The organism is Parashewanella hymeniacidonis (assembly GCF_016900895.1).
GTDB classification, from domain to species: domain Bacteria; phylum Pseudomonadota; class Gammaproteobacteria; order Enterobacterales; family Shewanellaceae; genus Parashewanella; species Parashewanella hymeniacidonis.
Map to the genome: position 1 here is coordinate 1 of NZ_JAFEUN010000094.1, position 17,952 is coordinate 17,952.

Genomic DNA, 17,952 nt, shown 5'->3' on the forward strand with positions numbered 1-17,952 from the left:
AAGGCCAATGGTCTTGGTGGTAAAGGCATCTAATAAAAGTGTTGAATGAACCCACCATCCACGAGCTTTATCTTTTACACTTCCAAGCTTTCCTAATTGGGATGCAACCTGATGTTTATAACTGTAAAGGTTTAGGGCATAGAAATGAGCTAGAAAACATCACATTACAGCTGATACAGTTTGATACTTTATTGCCCAGCATCAAACTTAATCTTTTCAATAGAAAGAAGAGGCCATTCGGCCTCTTCTTTCTTTACTCAGTTTAGAGCTTACTTCTTCGTCCAACGTTCCATCCAGCCTAGAACACTGCCATACCACTGCTCTAGGTTATCTTGATTCAGAATCCAATGATTCTCATCTGGGAAAATTAATAACTCTGACGGAATGTTATTACGTTGTAAGAAGCTAAACGCCGCCAGACCTTGTCCATAAGGAACTCGGAAATCTTTCTCGCCATGAATCACGAGCATTGGCGTTTTCCAGTTCTCAACGTAATTAACTGGGTTAAACTTTTCGTATAACGCTTTATTATCTTTGTATTGACCACCAAACTCGTGCTCAGGGAACCAAAGTTCTTCAGTTACATAGTACATTGAGCGCATATCAAATAAACCTGCATGGTTTACAAGACATTTAAAACCATCGCTCCATTTACCTTCAATCCAGTTCATCATGTAGCCACCGTATGAGCCACCTAATGCACAAGCGTTTTTAGTATCTAACCACTCTTGTTGCTGACCAACAGCTGCTAGGCCTTTTTGAAGATCTTCAAGCGGCTTACCACCCCAATCTTTAGTGATTGAATCCGTAAATTTTTGACCATAACCTGTTGAACCATGGAAGTCGACCATCACGACACCATAGCCAGCTCCAGCCCAAAGTTGTGCATTCCAACGGCCACTAAAACCGTTGCCAAACGACCCTTGCGGACCACCGTGAACTAAGAAAGCAACAGGATACTTTTTACCTTCTTCATAATTAGCGGGCTTAATCCAATAACCATAAACGTCTTCGTTGTTCCAGCCTTTAAAAGTAAATTGCTCATATTCACCAAATTTGATGTCTTTAAGCTTTTCTTCATTTACGTGAGTGATTTGTTTAAGGCCTTCTCCGTTTAGGTTAATGCTGTATAAATCACCTGGCTCATCAAGGCTCTTATGAGAAAAAATAGCCTTACCATTCTCAACGGCAACAAAACTATTGTAACCTTTGTTGTAGATTGGACGTACATCACCAAACTGAGTATTCACTTCAAATAATGTAACTTGACCAACATCTTGCGCTGTCACGTAAAGAGTTTGATTATCATCACCAAACATAATTGAACTTGGGCTTCGATCCCATAGTGGTGCAACTTCTTTAGTTTGTCCTGTTACTGTATCGCGCAACATAATACGAAAACGATCCGCTTCAGCTCCCGCACGAGTCATCGCAAAATACGCCATATAACGGCCATCAGATGAGAATACAGGGTGTGAATCCCACGCTTTGTTTTCTGGAGTAAGGTTTGTCGCTTCGCCACCTGTTACAGCAACTTGCCATAAATCGTAGTTTGTTGTCCAAGATTGCTCTTTACTTGGCGCTTTTGCACTGTATACGATTGACTTACCATCTGGAGTGAAAGTAACTTCCTCCATACCTGAAAACGGCTTTGGTGGCGTTTCAGTATCTAAACCTTGGGTAACATCTGTGATTTTTCCTAACTTATTACCATCGATAGATGCAACAAAGATATGATTACGGGCGTGATCTTCCCACGTATCCCAGTGACGAACCATTAACTGAGTATAAGTACGACCCGTTGTCTTTTTATTCGCTTCTTTATCAAATTTATCTTTTGAACATTTTAGTGTTTCACACTGAGGAAATACACGAATGCTCATCGCCACTTGATCGGTATCATTAGATAATTTGTAATCATCGATACCTAGGCTTAAATCAGAAACTTGTTTCGCTTCCCCCCCCGTTAAAGGTAGGTTGTAAAGCTGAGTAGAGCCGTTGCGAACGGCAAGGAAATAAATCGACTTACCATCAGCTGCAAACTGAACTGAGTGCTCAGTGCCTTTATCGTGAGTTAACTGAAATGGCTTTGCTTCAGTATCATTTAGGTTTAATGAGTATAAATTTGATGACGTTGTACCATCTTGGAAACGGTGCTTAACGGCATAAATTGCTTTACTTCCGTCCGGAGAAACCGCTGCACTGTGCAACTTATTAAGGTGTGTAAGATCACTGACATTGAAAGGATGCGAATTATTGTTTTTTTCTGCGTACACAGGTGCACTTACACCTATAGCTAAGGCAATTGCAGCGCTTGTTATTGTTAGTTTTTTCATGTTTTGTGCTTATTAAAAGTTGAATAGACGTATATACCCATGTTACTTGAAGATGCCTGTTTCAGGACTTTCTCAGAGCCCATTCTTTGAGGCGCATTAGCGAAGGAATATCGGGATTCTTTCGAGCTAATGTAACAAAGAAGAATTGGCGCTGAGCAGTCCACGCAGTGAAAGTTGCACAGCTTGTTACTCTGTGTTGCCAGTACTAACAATAGCTCACTATTGCCGCACACTGTCGCCTTGATTAACAAGCTGTGCATTCTCGCTGAAATCGAGCATCTTCAGGTATCAGGGTATATAAACTTGGTTAGAACAATATCGAAACAAAAACGCTCGAGCAAGAAACTTGAGCGTTTTGTTAAAAAATTGCTTACTTAACCTGCATTAGCAATCTTGATTTTCCATTCTGCTGGGCCAGTTTCATGTGCATTAACACCATTTGAATCCACCGCTACAGTTACTGGCATGTCTTTAACATCAAACTCGTAAATGGCTTCCATACCTAAGTCTTTAAATGCGACCACACGAGATTTTTTAATTGCTTTTGACACTAAATATGCTGCGCCACCCACAGCCATAAGATAAACAGCTTTATGTTTCTTAATTGAATCAACCGTAGCTGGACCACGCTCAGACTTACCAATCATGCCCATAATGCCTGTTTTTTCAAGCATTAGGTCAGTGAATTTATCCATTCGAGTTGCTGTAGTTGGGCCTGCTGGGCCGACTACTTCATCACGAACTGGATCAACGGGGCCAACGTAATAGATAAATTTGCCGTTGAAGTCTACGCCCTCAGGTAAGCCTTCACCTGATTCAATCAGACCTTGAATTCGCTTGTGTGCTGCATCACGACCTGTAAGCATCTTTCCGTTTAAAAGTAAGGTGTCACCACTTTTCCACGTTTCAATTTCTTCTTGAGTGATTGAATCAAGGTTTACGCGTTTTACGTCAGAACCTGATTCACGTGTAATTTCAGGCCAATCTTCTAATGTTGGTGTCGCTAACTCAGCAGGGCCTGTTCCATCTATGTGAAAGTGAACGTGACGTGTTGCTGCACAGTTAGGGATCATCACAACAGGCTTTGATGCTGCGTGAGTCGGTGCAGTTTTTATTTTCACATCTAGAACCGTCGTTAAACCGCCCAGACCTTGAGCACCAATACCTAAGTCATTTGAACGCTTGAAAATATCTAAACGCAATTCTTCTTCTGTATTTTGAGCACCACGCTTCATTAGCTCATGGATATCAACACTTTCCATTAAAGCTTCTTTCGCCATTACCGCTGCTTTTTCAGCTGTACCGCCAATACCAATGCCTAACATACCTGGAGGACACCAGCCTGCGCCCATGGTAGGTAATGTTTTCTCAACCCAAGCAGCAACGTCATCAGATGGGTTCAACATTGCCATCTTAGATTTATTTTCAGAGCCACCACCTTTTGCAGCAACCGCTACTTCAATGTGATCACCTGGCACCATTTCAAGATGGACCACTGAAGGTGTGTTATCTCGAGTGTTCTTACGAGCGCCAGCTGGGTCAGCTACAATTGATGCGCGCAATGGGTTGTCTGGGTTGATATATGCTCGTCGCACGCCTTCATCTACCATTTGCTGAACAGTCATATCCGTTTTATCAAAACGAACATTCATACCAATCTTTACAAAGCTCGTCACAATACCTGTGTCTTGGCACAAAGGACGCTTACCTTCTGCAGACATGCGAGAGTTAATCAGAATTTGAGCAATCGCATCTTTAGCCGCTGCGCTTTCTTCACGCTCATAAGCTTCAGACATTGCATCAACAAAATCTTTGGGATGGTAATAAGAAATATATTGCAGGGCATCTGCGACGCTTTCGATAAAGTCAGCTTGCTTGATTACTGTTTGACCAGCATCTTGAGTGTTTGATGTCATATTAAACGCGCTCCAGTGCATTCATGTTTTCTACCAATGCAGATATTGGCATTTTTATTATAGGATCATTTGTGATGATGTTTTTTATGATACTATTTTCCGAATGTTTGAGCTATATCACAGGGTCTAATTAATGGTTACACGGAAGTCAAAATGCCTTTCTGTTCGACAAATTGACATCACTTTAACCACAGAAGCCGTTTTTTCACATTTTGCAGATAAACCATGGGCGGTATTATTGGACTCTGCGAATGCCAATCATCCAGATGCTAGGTACGACATCATCAGCTTTGATCCTGTTGCAACCTTAGTTACGCAAAATCAATGCTCGCATTTTGAAGTGCTCAATCCACAGGTTTGTTGTGATTTACAGAATAAAACAACGACAAGCAATCCGTTTGATGTTCTAAAACAATATCAACAAGCGATTTTTTCTGACAAACTGGAATGCTCACTGCCTTTTTCAGGTGGTGTATTGGGCAGTTTTAATTACGATTTAGGCCGAAGAGTCGAAAAACTACCTGAACTTGCTAAAAATGATTTATCACTCAATGAGATGAATATTGGTTTTTATGATTGGGCATTAATTTACGATTACCATGACCAAACTTGGAGTCTCGTCTGCTATTCTGATGACGAATCGTACATTGATGCTAAGCAAGCATTGATCTCTGAAACTCTTAGTGGTCCGAAAAATGTTCAACAAGAATTCAAATTATCTGGAAAATGGCAAGCACAGATAACAAAAACAGAGTACGCCAATAAGTTTAATAAAGTGCATTCATATTTGTTGAGTGGTGATTGCTATCAAATCAATCTAACTCAGCGGTTTTCAGCAAATTACTCTGGTAACGAATGGCAGGCATATTTGAAACTTCGTCACCAAAACCAAGCGCCTTTTTCTGCATATATACGCTTACCTCAACATACTATTTTGTCGATTTCACCAGAACGTTTTTTGCAACTTGATAACGGAAAAGTTGAAACTAAACCCATCAAAGGTACTTTACCAAGAAGCTCTGATTCTGTTGAGGATCAGCGTGCTGCGGTTCAACTGCAAAACTCAGTAAAAGATAGAGCTGAAAATCTCATGATTACTGACTTATTACGTAACGACCTCGGTCGAGTAGCCAAAGCTGGTACCGTAAAAGTACCCAACCTATTCGACATCGAAAGTTTTCCAGCAGTACATCACCTTGTAAGCACCGTCACTGCGGATTTAAAAGATGGTTTGAGCGCAACCGATTTATTAAATGCGACCTTTCCGGGAGGTTCTATTACTGGTGCTCCCAAAATTCGTGCAATGGAAATTATTGAAGAACTTGAGCCGAGCAGGCGCAGTATTTATTGTGGTTCGATTGGATACATCAGCCAAGATGGGAAGATGGATACGAGCATTACCATTAGAACGTTGGTTACGGAGAACAACAAAATCTATTGCTGGGCTGGCGGCGGTATCGTTGCAGATTCAAATGTCGACGCTGAATATCAAGAAACCTATGATAAAGTCAGTAAAATTCTGCCAGTGCTTGAGAGTTAAGTTACTACTATGAATAAACAGGAATTCAAAGAGCGATTATTACTCAGCCCACAACCTGAAAATGCTGATCGTTTTTGTATTCCTGATAGTGTTGCTCATTATAAAAAATACCGCGAATCCGCCGTTTTAATTCCCGCACATGAAAAAAATGGGGAGATTCATCTTTTATTTACTCAGCGACCTTTTCATTTGAAACACCACCCTGGGCAAGTTTGCTTTCCAGGTGGCAAGATTTCAGAATGTGATCAGAGCTATTTTCATACTGCATTAAGAGAAACAGAAGAAGAAATTGGCATAACTTCGAATAACATCGAAATACTTGGCTCTCTGCCTGTTCAACATACTTATACTGGATTTAAAGTATTTCCAGTTATTGCTTTAATCAATGATCTTTCCAGCTTAAAACTAGATCCAAATGAAGTGAGCCGCTGCTTTAGTATTCCTATTTCTGAATTTTTTAACGCTCTGAATCGATCTGAGATTAGAACATCTCAACAAGGTATCGAATATGAAGTGTTAGTTCTTCATAGCCAAGGAGAATATATTTGGGGCATTACAGCATCGATAATTGATGTATTAGTAAGAAAGGTTTCGAATAATTAGCAAAATTTCTACTTTTGCCGTTTTGCTAATAATCTTGCTCTTGCTAATTCTTCTGCATTACCTTTGGTTTTGGTTAACTGACAGTCAATTTTTTTCATATGAGCAAACTCAGCTGCTTCACAAATATGACTCTTTTAGTCATCAATAAAAACTAAATAATTAAAAGAGTTATGGTAAGCATGAAAAATGCCTTCGAGTCGTCTGTATTTATCAACTAGCACCCTTTGGTCGACTGTCGCCATAGTTTTTCATAGCATGAATTACCAACACCGTCTACGAGCATAAAATCAGACTATCTCAAATATAAACCATTCTCTATCGCTCGAATCGCTGTTTTATAGTGTGAATTTGTTAAAACAACAACCCCTGCCCTAGGATAATTAAATTTCAGATTACTCAATATTTGTGACATATTTTCATGCTCAGGAATTGTATATACCCATATTACTTGAAGATGCCTGTTTCAGGTATCATGGGTATATACAAACCTTTATTTCGATGGGTTGCATATAAATCTCATAAAATGAACTTAATAGCCAAATCATCAAAATAGCGAGAAGATTTCAGCTCAAACCTACTCTTTATTCAGCTGTATGGCGATGATTATTCCTTGTTTCTGAAACTATAAGAGGTAATATAAGCGGTCTATTTTTTATGTATTGCTTTATTGGAGAATCAAGCAACAATGATTATTGCAAGCATCGCCTCTGTTTTTAAAGGGGAGCATTCTGTGGGTTCAACTGTCTCAGTAAGAGGCTGGGTAAGAACTCGTCGCGATTCCAAAGCTGGAATCTCTTTCTTAGCTGTCTATGATGGTTCTTGCTTCGACCCGATCCAAGGCGTTGTTCCAAATTCTCTTAATAATTATCAAGATGAAGTACTTCGTTTAACGGCTGGTTGTTCAGTTATCATGTCTGGTGAAGTTGTTGAATCACCAGGTAAAGGCCAAAAGTTTGAACTGCAAGTAACTGGAGTTGAAGTGGTTGGTTTGGTTGACGATCCTGACTCATACCCAATGGCAGCAAAGCGTCATTCAATTGAACATCTTCGTGAATTAGCTCACTTACGTCCTCGTACCAATATTATTGGTGCTGTTATGCGTGTTCGTAACTGTTTGTCACAAGCCATTCATCGCTTTTACCATGAGCAAGGTTTCTTATGGGCCTCTACGCCACTTATCACAGCCTCTGACTGTGAAGGTGCGGGTGAAATGTTCCGTGTTTCAACATTAGATATGCAAAATATCCCTCTCACTGACAAAGGTGAAGTGGATTACGATAAAGATTTCTTCGGAAAAGAATCTTTTTTGACAGTATCAGGTCAATTAAACGCTGAAACTTATGCTTGTGCTCTGTCAAAAGTTTACACATTTGGCCCAACTTTCCGTGCTGAAAACTCTAACACAAGCCGCCACTTAGCTGAATTTTGGATGGTTGAGCCTGAAGTGGCTTTCGCTGATCTGAATGACATCGCAACACTTGCAGAAGATATGCTGAAATATGCGTTTAAAGCAGTATTAGCTGAGCGTCGTGATGATTTAGAGTTTTTTGCGCAACGTGTTGAAAAAAAGGTTATTGAACGTTTAGAGTCATTTGTTGAATCTGACTTTATTCAAGTCGACTACACCGAAGCCGTAGAAATCCTAAAAAATTGCAATAAGAAGTTTGAGTTTGCAGTTGAATGGGGTATCGATCTTCACTCTGAACATGAAAGATACTTAGCTGAAGAACACTTTAATGCACCTGTCGTAGTCAAAAACTATCCGAAAGACATTAAAGCATTCTATATGCGCATGAATGAAGACGGTAAGACCGTTGCAGCTATGGATGTATTAGCACCTGGAATTGGTGAGATTATTGGTGGAGCTCAACGTGAGGAGCGTCTTGATGTATTAGATGCTCGCCTAGAAGAAATGAATCTAGATAAGGAAGATTATTGGTGGTACCGAGACTTGCGTCGTTACGGTACAGTTCCACATTCCGGTTTTGGATTAGGCTTTGAGCGTTTAGTTTCTTATGTGACCGGTGTTTCTAACATCCGTGATGTAATTCCATTTCCTCGAGCGCCAAGAAGTGCAAACTTCTAATCAGAAAGATAAATGATTTAATCAAAAAGGTGGCATAGAAATTGACCACCTTTTTTATTTCTTAATCATAATGCTGATTAGATGACCACTTAACACCTTAATTACACTTTTTTTTAAAACCTCAGTTGACTCACTCCAAAGTCCGTTTTAATATGCGCTCCGTTCTCAACGAGATGTTGAAGCCACTCCCCTGTAGTTCAGTTGGTAGAACGGCGGACTGTTAATCCGTATGTCACTGGTTCGAGTCCAGTCTGGGGAGCCAATTTACAAAGCGTTAGAACAAGATGTGAAAGAAAGTCGATTCCCCTGTAGTTCAGTTGGTAGAACGGCGGACTGTTAATCCGTATGTCACTGGTTCGAGTCCAGTCTGGGGAGCCAAACTTTCTAAACATCATATTTCGATTCCCCTGTAGTTCAGTTGGTAGAACGGCGGACTGTTAATCCGTATGTCACTGGTTCGAGTCCAGTCTGGGGAGCCAATCGAAATAAAATTTAGTATTCCCCTGTAGTTCAGTTGGTAGAACGGCGGACTGTTAATCCGTATGTCACTGGTTCGAGTCCAGTCTGGGGAGCCACTAAATTTATAATCATATCTATTCCCCTGTAGTTCAGTTGGTAGAACGGCGGACTGTTAATCCGTATGTCACTGGTTCGAGTCCAGTCTGGGGAGCCAATTTTCTTCTCAATTATTCATCATTTAGTTTTTCTTTACTAAAAAAATCGTTACAATAATCTTCAATTGCATTTGTAGTCAGAGGTTTTGAATAATATGGAAATCTATTCAATCGACTTGAAGCTTACCTTGTAAATCTGAAGGATCGGATTGGTTATGTTTACATCGAAAATTTACCAGTTATTTTTGTTGCTTTGTTTAGGTGCATTGTGGGGCTGGTTATATGTCGACGCCAACAGAGAGTTCAACACTATCTCTGCGCATCAAACAGCTGAATATCATAAGGTTATCGGTGAATACGATTCTTGGGCTGGAAATGGCGAGGAATTGTATCGTCTAATTCAAAAGCAAATTCCGCTTCGATTTTTTCAATTTATTGATAAAGAAAATAGAGATAATAATTTCACTCGTGGAAGCATCCTTCCTAGTAATGACCATTTCTTAAGCTCTCTTATTTCCAAAAACCCAGGAACGACAACTCAGCTTTCAACTGGCCGCTTACAAGTAAAATTTAACTTACAACGTTCCAAGCAAGGACTTCTTAATAAGCTTTTCAGTATTGGGCTATATTCTTTCTTTGCTTACATAGTCATTGCTTTTGTTGCCTATACTTGCATGAGTATTAATAAGCAACTAATCAACAAACTCGTCGAAATTATATCTACATACACGGAACAGCGACCGAGCAGTATAAATAACTCTTTTGGACTTCCTAAAAACTTTAGTCCCGTTGAAAATGCGCTGCGTGAAAGTCGAAAAAAGATAGGTCTAAAACTTCAAGTATTGATCGAAGAAAACAGAAAGCTAGATAAAAATGCTTATTCGGATTCTTTAACAGGACTGAGTAATACACTTAAATTTACAGAAGCCTTAAATTCTCTTAAAGCACATGACCATAATGGCGTTTTTCTTTTACTAAAGGCAAGTGAACTGTCGCAAATAAATCAATCAAAAGGACGACTTGCTGGCGATAGCTACTTAAAACAAATCGCACAGACACTGACAAAAAACGTTGAAAAGTATACAGCCTCTAATCTATTCAGAATTTCCAGTGCTGAATTCGCTGCGATCATCCCACATGTTAAATTTTCCGAAACAGAGTCTGTACTAAAAAAAATAAAAGGCGAGTTTGAGCTCTACCAACAAACACTTAAATCATCATCGATTGCGCACTTTGCCTTGATCCCTTACAAAGCAGACTCCAAACCTATCGCGCTTCTATCACTAGCAGATGCAGCATTGAGCATTGCTCAGACTATGGGACCTAACTGTTATCATGCGATAGAAAAAGCAGACAATATTGAACAAGTTGGAGACAACCGCTGGAAGATCACTATTGAAAACTTGATCAAACGTAAGTCGTTAGTTTTTTATCAACAACCGATTCAATCATGTAGAGCGTCTAAAAACTTTTACCAAGAACTGTTAACTCGGTTTAAGAATAGTGAAGGAAAACTGTTACCCACTGCGGCTGTAATTGCGATGGCAGAAAGATATGATTTAATCACGATTTTAGATAAGTTAATTCTTACCAGTGTCGTCAAAATGCTCAGAGAGAACCCGCTATTAACAGGGAGCTTCGGCGTCAATATCAGTACATCTTCTGCTCTACACCCTAGCTTTCAAGCTTGGATGAAAGATTTCTTTAAACAGCATCAAAAGCTAGCAACTAAATTAGTTTTGGAAGTCAATGAAACAGGAATTCAAGCAAACACAACGGCTTCAGCCAATTTTGTGAGGCTAGCGCACAGTTTAGGTTTAAAAGTTTCAATAGAACACTTTGGAATGGGGCTATCTGCGTTTCGTTTCTTTAAAGAAGTTCGTCCTGACTTTATTAAACTCGATGGTAGCTTTACGAAACAAATTGAAACTAATGACGATAACAAGTTTTTTGTAAAAATGATGGTCGATCTTGCCAAACGAATTGGTGTGACTGTTATTGCAACGAACATTGAAAGCCAATCAGAAAAGGTTGAACTTGAACAGCTATTAGTAGATGGTTTACAAGGTTTTTATATAGCCTCTCCAAAGCTAACAAAAGCAGCATAGCTAACTCATTGATCACTTTTGAACATAAAAGCAGCAAGATACTTGACTGATTTAGGTCAGGATATTGTTTAAATCTTAATAAAAGTCGATAATAGCACTCATTATTCATTTTTTATGATTTGCAATGACTGAATATCTGCTGTTGTTAATAAGCACGGTACTGGTAAATAATTTTGTTCTCGTAAAGTTCCTCGGCCTTTGCCCGTTCATGGGGGTTTCAAGTAAACTTGAATCCGCTATTGGCATGTCGATGGCTACCACCTTTGTTTTAACGCTCGCTTCTGTGCTCAGCTATCTTGTTAACGTTTATATTCTGGTTCCTTTCGATTTAACGTATTTACGCACCATCAGCTTTATTCTTGTGATTGCTGTGGTGGTTCAATTTACCGAAATGGTTGTTCAAAAAACCAGTGCATCGCTTTATCGTGCCTTAGGTATTTATCTACCGTTAATCACCACTAACTGCGCCGTACTTGGTGTTGCACTATTGAATATCAATGAAAAACACGATTTTCTTGAATCCGCCGTTTATGGTTTTGGTGCCGCTGTAGGTTTCTCGATCGTTCTGGTCTTATTTTCGGCAATGAGAGAGCGTTTAGCCGCCGCAGATATACCAACACCTTTTAGAGGTGGTGCCATTGCAATGATCACCGCAGGTTTAATGTCATTAGCCTTTATGGGGTTCACGGGGCTTGTTAAATAATGATTGTTGATATTTTTACCGCTGTAATCGTACTTACTGTTATCGCTTTAATCTTCGGTTTTCTTCTTGGTTATGCCTCAGAAAAATTCAAAGTTGAAGGTAACCCTATTGTCGAACAATTGGAGTCAACTTTACCCCAAACGCAATGTGGTCAATGTGGATATCCTGGTTGTCGGCCATACGCTGAGGCTATATCCAACGGCGAAAAAATTAATAAATGCCCTCCTGGTGGCTCAGCAACAATGGAAAAGCTGGCAGATATTATGGGGGTTGAACCTGAGCCTTTAAATGTTACTGAAGATTCTCAAGTTAAAAAAGTCGCCTATATACGAGAGGAAGAATGTATAGGTTGCACTAAATGCATTCAAGCTTGCCCTGTCGATGCCATAGTTGGTGCCGGTAAATTAATGCATACCGTAATATCTAAAGATTGCACAGGATGTGATTTGTGTGTTGAACCCTGCCCTGTAGATTGCATTGATATGATTCCAGTTGAACAAAACATAACGAACTGGGATTGGAAGTTAAATGCTATACCCGTCAAGTTGTTGGAAGAGGAGCGTCAGTGTTAAGTTTACTGGAACAAATTGATCAAGGAGCACTTTGGCCGTATTCGGGAGGCATTCACCCTCTTGAAAATAAGCACCTGTCCAATAAATCTAATATTGATAGGCTTCCACTTGCTGATGAATTTATTATCCCAGTGCCAACAGTCGGGCAAAATTGCATTCTTAAATTTGCCGTTGGTGATCGTGTATTAAAAGGTGAATCACTTACAGAGGGTAATGGTCACTTACCGGCTCATGCACCGACTTCAGGGACAATTAAAGCCATTGAACCAAGAGCCAGTAATCACCCATCTGCATTTTCTGTATTGAGTGTGGTATTGAGTGCAGATGGTAAAGATGAATGGCTTGAATCAATAAATCTACCATCTGAAGAGCTTTCTAATGAGCAAATGCTGACACGCATTCGTGAGTCAGGCATTGCTGGTATGGGGGGAGCGGCTTTTCCAAGCCATATTAAGCTTAATCCAATCAGTGATATTGAATTAGTGATCATCAACGGTATTGAGTGTGAACCGTACATTACCTCTGACGACAGGCTAATGCGTGAACATGCTGAAGATATTCTTAAAGGCATGACTTATATCGACGCATTGCTCGACCCTCTTAGATTTATTATTGCAATTGAAGATAATAAACCAGAAGCAGCTAAAGCAATGAATATCGCTTTAGCAAAATTTGGCGCTTTAGCCAGTAAAGGCAGAGTCACTGTCGTTCCGACTAAGTACCCTTCTGGAGGTGAAAAGCAACTTATCCAAATCCTCACCGGAAAGGAAGTACCCTCTGGAGGTATTCCAGCGCAGTTAGGTGTTGTTGTTCATAACGTCGGTACCGCTATGGCGATTGGCGAAGCTATTGAACAACGTAAACCACTCATAGAACGTGTGGTGACCATAACAGGTGAGAATGTTACAAGACCAGGTAACTACTGGGTGCCAATTGGTACACCTATCGAGCACTTATTGAATTCGGTTGGTGTGAGAGATAAAAGGAATGTAAAACTTATCGTTGGTGGCCCGATGATGGGACATATGCAAATTGATCTGAGTGCACCAATTTTAAAAGGTTCGAACTGTATCATTGTACCATCAATCAGCGAGTTTACTACAGAGTCAAATGAACGTGCTTGTATTCGCTGCGGTGAATGTGCTGTAGCCTGCCCTGCGGGTTTATTACCTCAACAGCTTTTCTGGCATTCTAAAGCAGAAGAATATGACAAAGCGGCCAGTTATAACTTAAAGGATTGTATCGAGTGTGGCTGTTGTAACTATGTTTGCCCTTCAGACATTCCACTCGTTGAATATTACCGTGTAGCTAAGTCAGCTATTCGTAAAGAAGAACAAGAACAAATTGCAGCAGAACAAGCGAAGAAACGATTTGATGCTCGCCTTGAACGTTTAGAAAAAGAAAAGCGTGAACGTGAAGAAAAAGCGAAAAAAGCAGCTGAGCGCCGTAAATCCAATATGTCATCTGGTGATAAAGGCGCTGTTGCAGCTGCACTTGCCAGAGTTAAAGCGAAAAAGTCTTCTGAGGGCAAATCACCAGAAGCAACATCAGACAAACAATCACAAGTTGCTGCAGCAATTGCTCGAGCTAAAGCCAAGAAGCAAGTTCAGCAATCTGAAGATACTCAGTCTGAACATATAGAAACACCTGCTAACGATAAAAAAGCACAAATTGCTGCTGCCGTTGCTAGAGCAAAAGCTAAAAAACTTGCAAAGCAACGAACTGAATCCGATGAATCAATAGAACCTGCTTCTGACTCAACTGCAAGCCAGCAACCTGTACTCGATAAAAAAGCAAAAATCGCTGCGGCCATTGCAAAAGCAAAAGCTAAAAAAGCGCAAAAAGAGACAAATTTAACGGGTGAGTCAGAATCTAACTCAAGCCTAGAAGTGTCTGAAGAGAATATCGCGGAACAAGCTTCTCCCGAAGAGCTTAAGAAAGCAAAAATTGCTGCTGCCGTAGCCAAGGCTAAAGCTAAAAAAGCACAAAATGATAACAAAGAGACTGTAGTTGAAGAATCTGTCTTTATTGAGAAAAAACCTGAAATAGAGTTATCTGCTGAAGAACAAAAGAAAGCAATAATCGCTGCTGCAGTAGCAAAAGCCAAAGCGAAAAAACTTGCAAGAGAGGAGCAATAAACCACCATGGCATTTAAAATAGCCTCATCACCACACATTAATAGCAACCTGCAGACTCATAAGGTTATGCAACGATTGCTTCTATGTTTATTGCCTGGTATCGCAGCTCAGTTGTACTTTTTTGGCTGGGGAACATTCATTCAGATACTATTGGCGGTGGCGGTTGCTGTTGGCTCAGAAGCATTGATAATGAAAATGCGCAACAAAAGCATTCGCTATGCATTGACCGACTATAGTGCAGTTGTTACTGCTGTTTTATTGGCCGTTGCAATACCCGCAATGGCGCCATGGTGGATGATAGTCATCGGCACAATATTCGCGATTGTTATTGTAAAACAGCTCTATGGTGGTCTAGGCAATAACATTTTTAATCCTGCAATGGCAGCGTATGTATTGTTGTTGGTTTCATTTCCAGTTCAGATGACAAGTTGGCCTGCTCCTACAGAAATTGCTGCATATCCGCCATCAATTACTGACAGTCTACAAGCAATTTTTGGGTTAAGTCATTTTGCACCAGAGCATTGGAAGCTGACCATTGATGGCATATCAATGGCAACACCACTGGACAGCTATAAAACAGGCTTGTCACTCAAGCTGACATCTACAGAGATTCTTAATCAACCAGCTTTCGATGGCCATCATGGCGTTGGATGGTTTTGGATTAATATGGCTTACCTGCTCGGTGGACTTGCTCTATTAAAGCTCAAGATCGTTAGATGGCATATTCCGGTAAGTATTATTGTCACCTTATTCGTTTGTAGCAGCTTTGGTTTCTTATTAGAACCTGATACTCATATCTCACCGATAAACCAAGTGTTTTCAGGTGCAACGATGTTAGCTGCATTCTTTATTGCTACAGACCCAGTAACGGCTGCTACCAGCGAACGTGGAAGACTGTTATTTGGTTTTGTTATTGGTTTATGTGTATATGTCATTCGTAGTTTTGGTGGTTACCCTGATGCATTTGCTTTTGCAGTAATACTTGCCAACTTAGCAGCCCCTTTAATTGACTACTACATAAGACCACGCAGTTATGGTCACAGAAGAATTAATTAGGACGCCACAATGAGTAATCCAGTATTAAGAAATGGTCTGATCCTAGCTGTTTTTGCCATGTTGTGCACAGCAGCAGTCTCTGTTGTCAATAAAGTCACTGAAGGCAAAATTGCGGAACAAAAACAATTGCAAAGGTTAAAAGTGCTTGAGCAAATCATACCAATGCAGATCCACGATAATAACTTGGTCACAAGTTGTCGAGCCATTGTTGAGCCCAAAGCTTTAGGAACTGAAGATGCGGTTTCCGCATTTGTTGCATTCAAAAAAGAACAAGCTACAGCCATTGCCATTGAAGCTGTGGCCCCAGATGGCTACAACGGTAATATCAAGCTCATTGTAGCTGCGGATAAATCTGGAAAAGTGCTTGGGGTGAGAACACTAGAACAGAATGAAACTCCAGGTCTAGGTGACAAAATTGAACTTTCTAAGTCTGATTGGGTTAATAGTTTTAATGGAAAGTCTTTAAGAAATACTTCGACTAAACAATGGAAAGTAAAAAAAGATGGCGGTGAGTTTGATCAATTTACCGGCGCTACTATTACACCAAGAGCTTATGTAAAAGCCGTTCATAAGGCGTTAAATTACATCCATAGTAATTTTGATATGATTGTTCGTCAGTCACAAAAATGTGGGGATCACCATGAGTAATTTTAAAGATATTGCCATACAAGGCTTGTGGAAGAACAATCCAGGGCTTGTTCAATTACTCGGTCTATGCCCACTTCTTGCTGTGACTTCTACAGTGACTAATGCTCTTGGTTTAGGGATTGCCACTATGGTGGTACTCGTTTGTTCCAATATTTTAGTCTCACTTGTGCGCGAGTTTGTACCTAAAGAAATCCGTATTCCTGTTTTTGTGATGATCATTGCTGCATTAGTAACCGCAGTTCAGTTACTCATCAATGCTTATGCTTATGGTTTGTATTTATCACTGGGCATTTTCTTGCCTTTAATTGTAACTAACTGCGTCATTATAGGTCGTGCAGAAGCCTTTGCTTCTCGTAATAATGTGCCAAAATCTGCATTTGATGGCTTTATGATGGGATTAGGTTTTACTTTGGTACTTGCTGTTTTAGGTGGCATCAGAGAAATTCTCAGCCAAGGCACACTGTTTGCGGGTGCAGACCAATTACTTGGCGATTGGGCTAAAAGCTTAACGATTCATATATTTCACTTCGATACCTCGTTTTTATTAGCAATGTTACCGCCTGGCGCATTTATAGGTATGGGGCTACTCATTGCTGCAAAAAATATGATTGATAAAAAGCTTGAAGAACGAAAGCCTGCACCTCAAGTAGAGGAAGTCGCTCGTGCTCGAATAACTAAAGTAGGCTAATAAGTATAAGTACCTATACAAATGAAACCATACATTCTGATTCACTATCTAAGCACACTACTGCGTTCCAGCTCAGGTTGCATAGAATGGCTATGCGCCCATCGCTGGAACTTGTATTGTACTCAGCAATCAAACCAGAGTTATCCGATTACATCTGCATAGGTACTTATAACAATGAACAATCAAAAGCGACGCCAAATCCTCGAACGGCTGAGAGAGAATAACCCTAAGCCTGAAACAGAACTTAATTTTTCAAGTCCTTTTGAGTTGTTAGTCGCCGTTACACTGTCTGCTCAAGCAACTGATGTATCGGTAAATAAAGCAACTGATAAATTATTTCCTATCGCAAATACAGCGCAGACGATTTACGACCTAGGTGTTGATGGACTTAAAGAGTACATTAAGACAATCGGCCTTTATAACAATAAAGCAATCAATGTAATTAAAGCCTGCAAAATACTCCTTGATAAACACAATGGTGAAGTTCCAGAAGACAGAGATGCGCTCGAAGCTCTACCAGGCGTTGGTCGTAAAACTGCAAACGTTGTACTCAACACAGCTTTTGGTTGGCCAACCATTGCCGTTGATACACACATTTTTAGATTAGCTAATCGCTCTCGCTTTGCTCCCGGTAAGAATGTAGATCAGGTAGAGCAAAAAATGCTGAAAGTGGTACCCGCAGAGTTCAAAGTCGACGTACATCATTGGTTTATCCTACATGGACGTTATACCTGCATTGCTCGTAAACCTCGATGTGGCAGCTGTACTATTGAAGATTTATGTGAGTTTAAAGATAAAATCTACCCAGAAGAGTAATTAATACTCAAGTTTCGGAGTTCATTTTCACCTGAAATTATGGATACTTTCCAGCTAAAATAGCCTCTTGTCGTAAAGTGAAAGTATCCATTTGCATGACTTGATTAAAAAACGAAGTGACTTCTTCG

13 protein-coding genes and 5 tRNA genes are annotated in these 17,952 nt (G+C 40.1%); 16 read left to right on the top strand and 2 right to left on the bottom strand.

Annotated features, from left to right (window positions below; all coding sequences use genetic code 11):
- Positions 1-269: 269 nt before the first annotated feature.
- Together JQC92_RS16550 and JQC92_RS16555 are read right to left on the bottom strand one after the other, a co-directional pair.
- Positions 270-2,336, bottom strand: coding sequence for a dipeptidyl-peptidase 5 (locus JQC92_RS16550; RefSeq protein WP_205000685.1), 2,067 nt, complete (start codon positions 2,334-2,336; stop codon positions 270-272).
- 374 nt (positions 2,337-2,710) lie between these two features.
- Positions 2,711-4,252, bottom strand: a complete 1,542-nt coding sequence (locus JQC92_RS16555) for a fumarate hydratase (RefSeq protein ID WP_205000686.1) — start codon at positions 4,250-4,252, stop codon at positions 2,711-2,713.
- Positions 4,253-4,385: 133 nt separating this feature from the next.
- Here JQC92_RS16555 and pabB point away from each other — a divergent pair, with 133 nt between their 5' ends.
- The 16 genes from pabB (at position 4,386) to nth (ending at position 17,824) form a co-directional block, all read left to right on the top strand.
- Positions 4,386-5,792 (top strand): aminodeoxychorismate synthase component I, encoded by a 1,407-nt coding sequence (pabB, locus tag JQC92_RS16560; protein ID WP_205000687.1) that lies wholly within the window; start codon positions 4,386-4,388, stop codon positions 5,790-5,792.
- A 9-nt stretch (positions 5,793-5,801) separates the two neighbouring features.
- The gene (locus JQC92_RS16565) at positions 5,802-6,395 is read left to right on the top strand and encodes an NUDIX hydrolase (protein WP_205000688.1); all 594 of its coding nucleotides are present in this window, start codon (positions 5,802-5,804) and stop codon (positions 6,393-6,395) included.
- Between the two features lie 685 nt (positions 6,396-7,080).
- Positions 7,081-8,481: an asparagine--tRNA ligase gene (asnS, locus tag JQC92_RS16570; RefSeq protein ID WP_205000689.1), complete on the top strand. Its 1,401-nt coding sequence runs from the start codon at positions 7,081-7,083 to the stop codon at positions 8,479-8,481.
- A gap of 186 nt (positions 8,482-8,667) precedes the next feature.
- A tRNA-Asn gene (locus tag JQC92_RS16575) sits at positions 8,668-8,743 on the top strand.
- Between the two features lie 40 nt (positions 8,744-8,783).
- Positions 8,784-8,859, top strand: a tRNA-Asn gene (locus JQC92_RS16580).
- A 25-nt stretch (positions 8,860-8,884) separates the two neighbouring features.
- Positions 8,885-8,960 (top strand) — tRNA-Asn (locus JQC92_RS16585).
- A gap of 20 nt (positions 8,961-8,980) precedes the next feature.
- Positions 8,981-9,056 (top strand) — tRNA-Asn (locus JQC92_RS16590).
- Between the two features lie 22 nt (positions 9,057-9,078).
- Positions 9,079-9,154: transfer RNA gene (locus tag JQC92_RS16595), tRNA-Asn, on the top strand.
- Positions 9,155-9,310: 156 nt separating this feature from the next.
- Positions 9,311-11,203 (top strand): EAL domain-containing protein, encoded by a 1,893-nt coding sequence (locus tag JQC92_RS16600; protein WP_205000690.1) that lies wholly within the window; start codon positions 9,311-9,313, stop codon positions 11,201-11,203.
- 124 nt (positions 11,204-11,327) lie between these two features.
- Entirely contained in the window at positions 11,328-11,906 is a 579-nt protein-coding gene (gene rsxA, locus JQC92_RS16605) for an electron transport complex subunit RsxA (protein WP_205000691.1), read from the top strand.
- Positions 11,906-12,478: an electron transport complex subunit RsxB gene (rsxB, locus tag JQC92_RS16610; protein WP_205000692.1), complete on the top strand. Its 573-nt coding sequence runs from the start codon at positions 11,906-11,908 to the stop codon at positions 12,476-12,478. Before rsxA ends, rsxB begins: the two co-directional genes overlap by 1 nt.
- Positions 12,472-14,616, top strand: coding sequence for an electron transport complex subunit RsxC (gene rsxC / locus JQC92_RS16615; protein ID WP_205000693.1), 2,145 nt, complete (start codon positions 12,472-12,474; stop codon positions 14,614-14,616). The genes rsxB and rsxC overlap by 7 nt, the downstream gene beginning before the upstream one ends.
- Before the next feature lie 6 nt (positions 14,617-14,622).
- A complete protein-coding gene (gene rsxD / locus JQC92_RS16620) occupies positions 14,623-15,672 on the top strand; it encodes an electron transport complex subunit RsxD (protein WP_205000694.1) in 1,050 nt (349 codons plus the stop codon).
- Positions 15,673-15,681: 9 nt separating this feature from the next.
- Positions 15,682-16,320, top strand: a complete 639-nt coding sequence (gene rsxG / locus JQC92_RS16625; protein WP_205000695.1) for an electron transport complex subunit RsxG — start codon at positions 15,682-15,684, stop codon at positions 16,318-16,320.
- Positions 16,313-17,008 carry an electron transport complex subunit E gene (locus JQC92_RS16630; protein ID WP_205000696.1) on the top strand — a complete coding sequence of 232 codons (696 nt, stop codon included), beginning with the start codon at positions 16,313-16,315 and terminating at the stop codon, positions 17,006-17,008. The genes rsxG and JQC92_RS16630 overlap by 8 nt, the downstream gene beginning before the upstream one ends.
- A gap of 174 nt (positions 17,009-17,182) precedes the next feature.
- Positions 17,183-17,824: an endonuclease III gene (nth, locus tag JQC92_RS16635; protein ID WP_205000697.1), complete on the top strand. Its 642-nt coding sequence runs from the start codon at positions 17,183-17,185 to the stop codon at positions 17,822-17,824.
- Positions 17,825-17,952 lie beyond the last annotated feature (128 nt).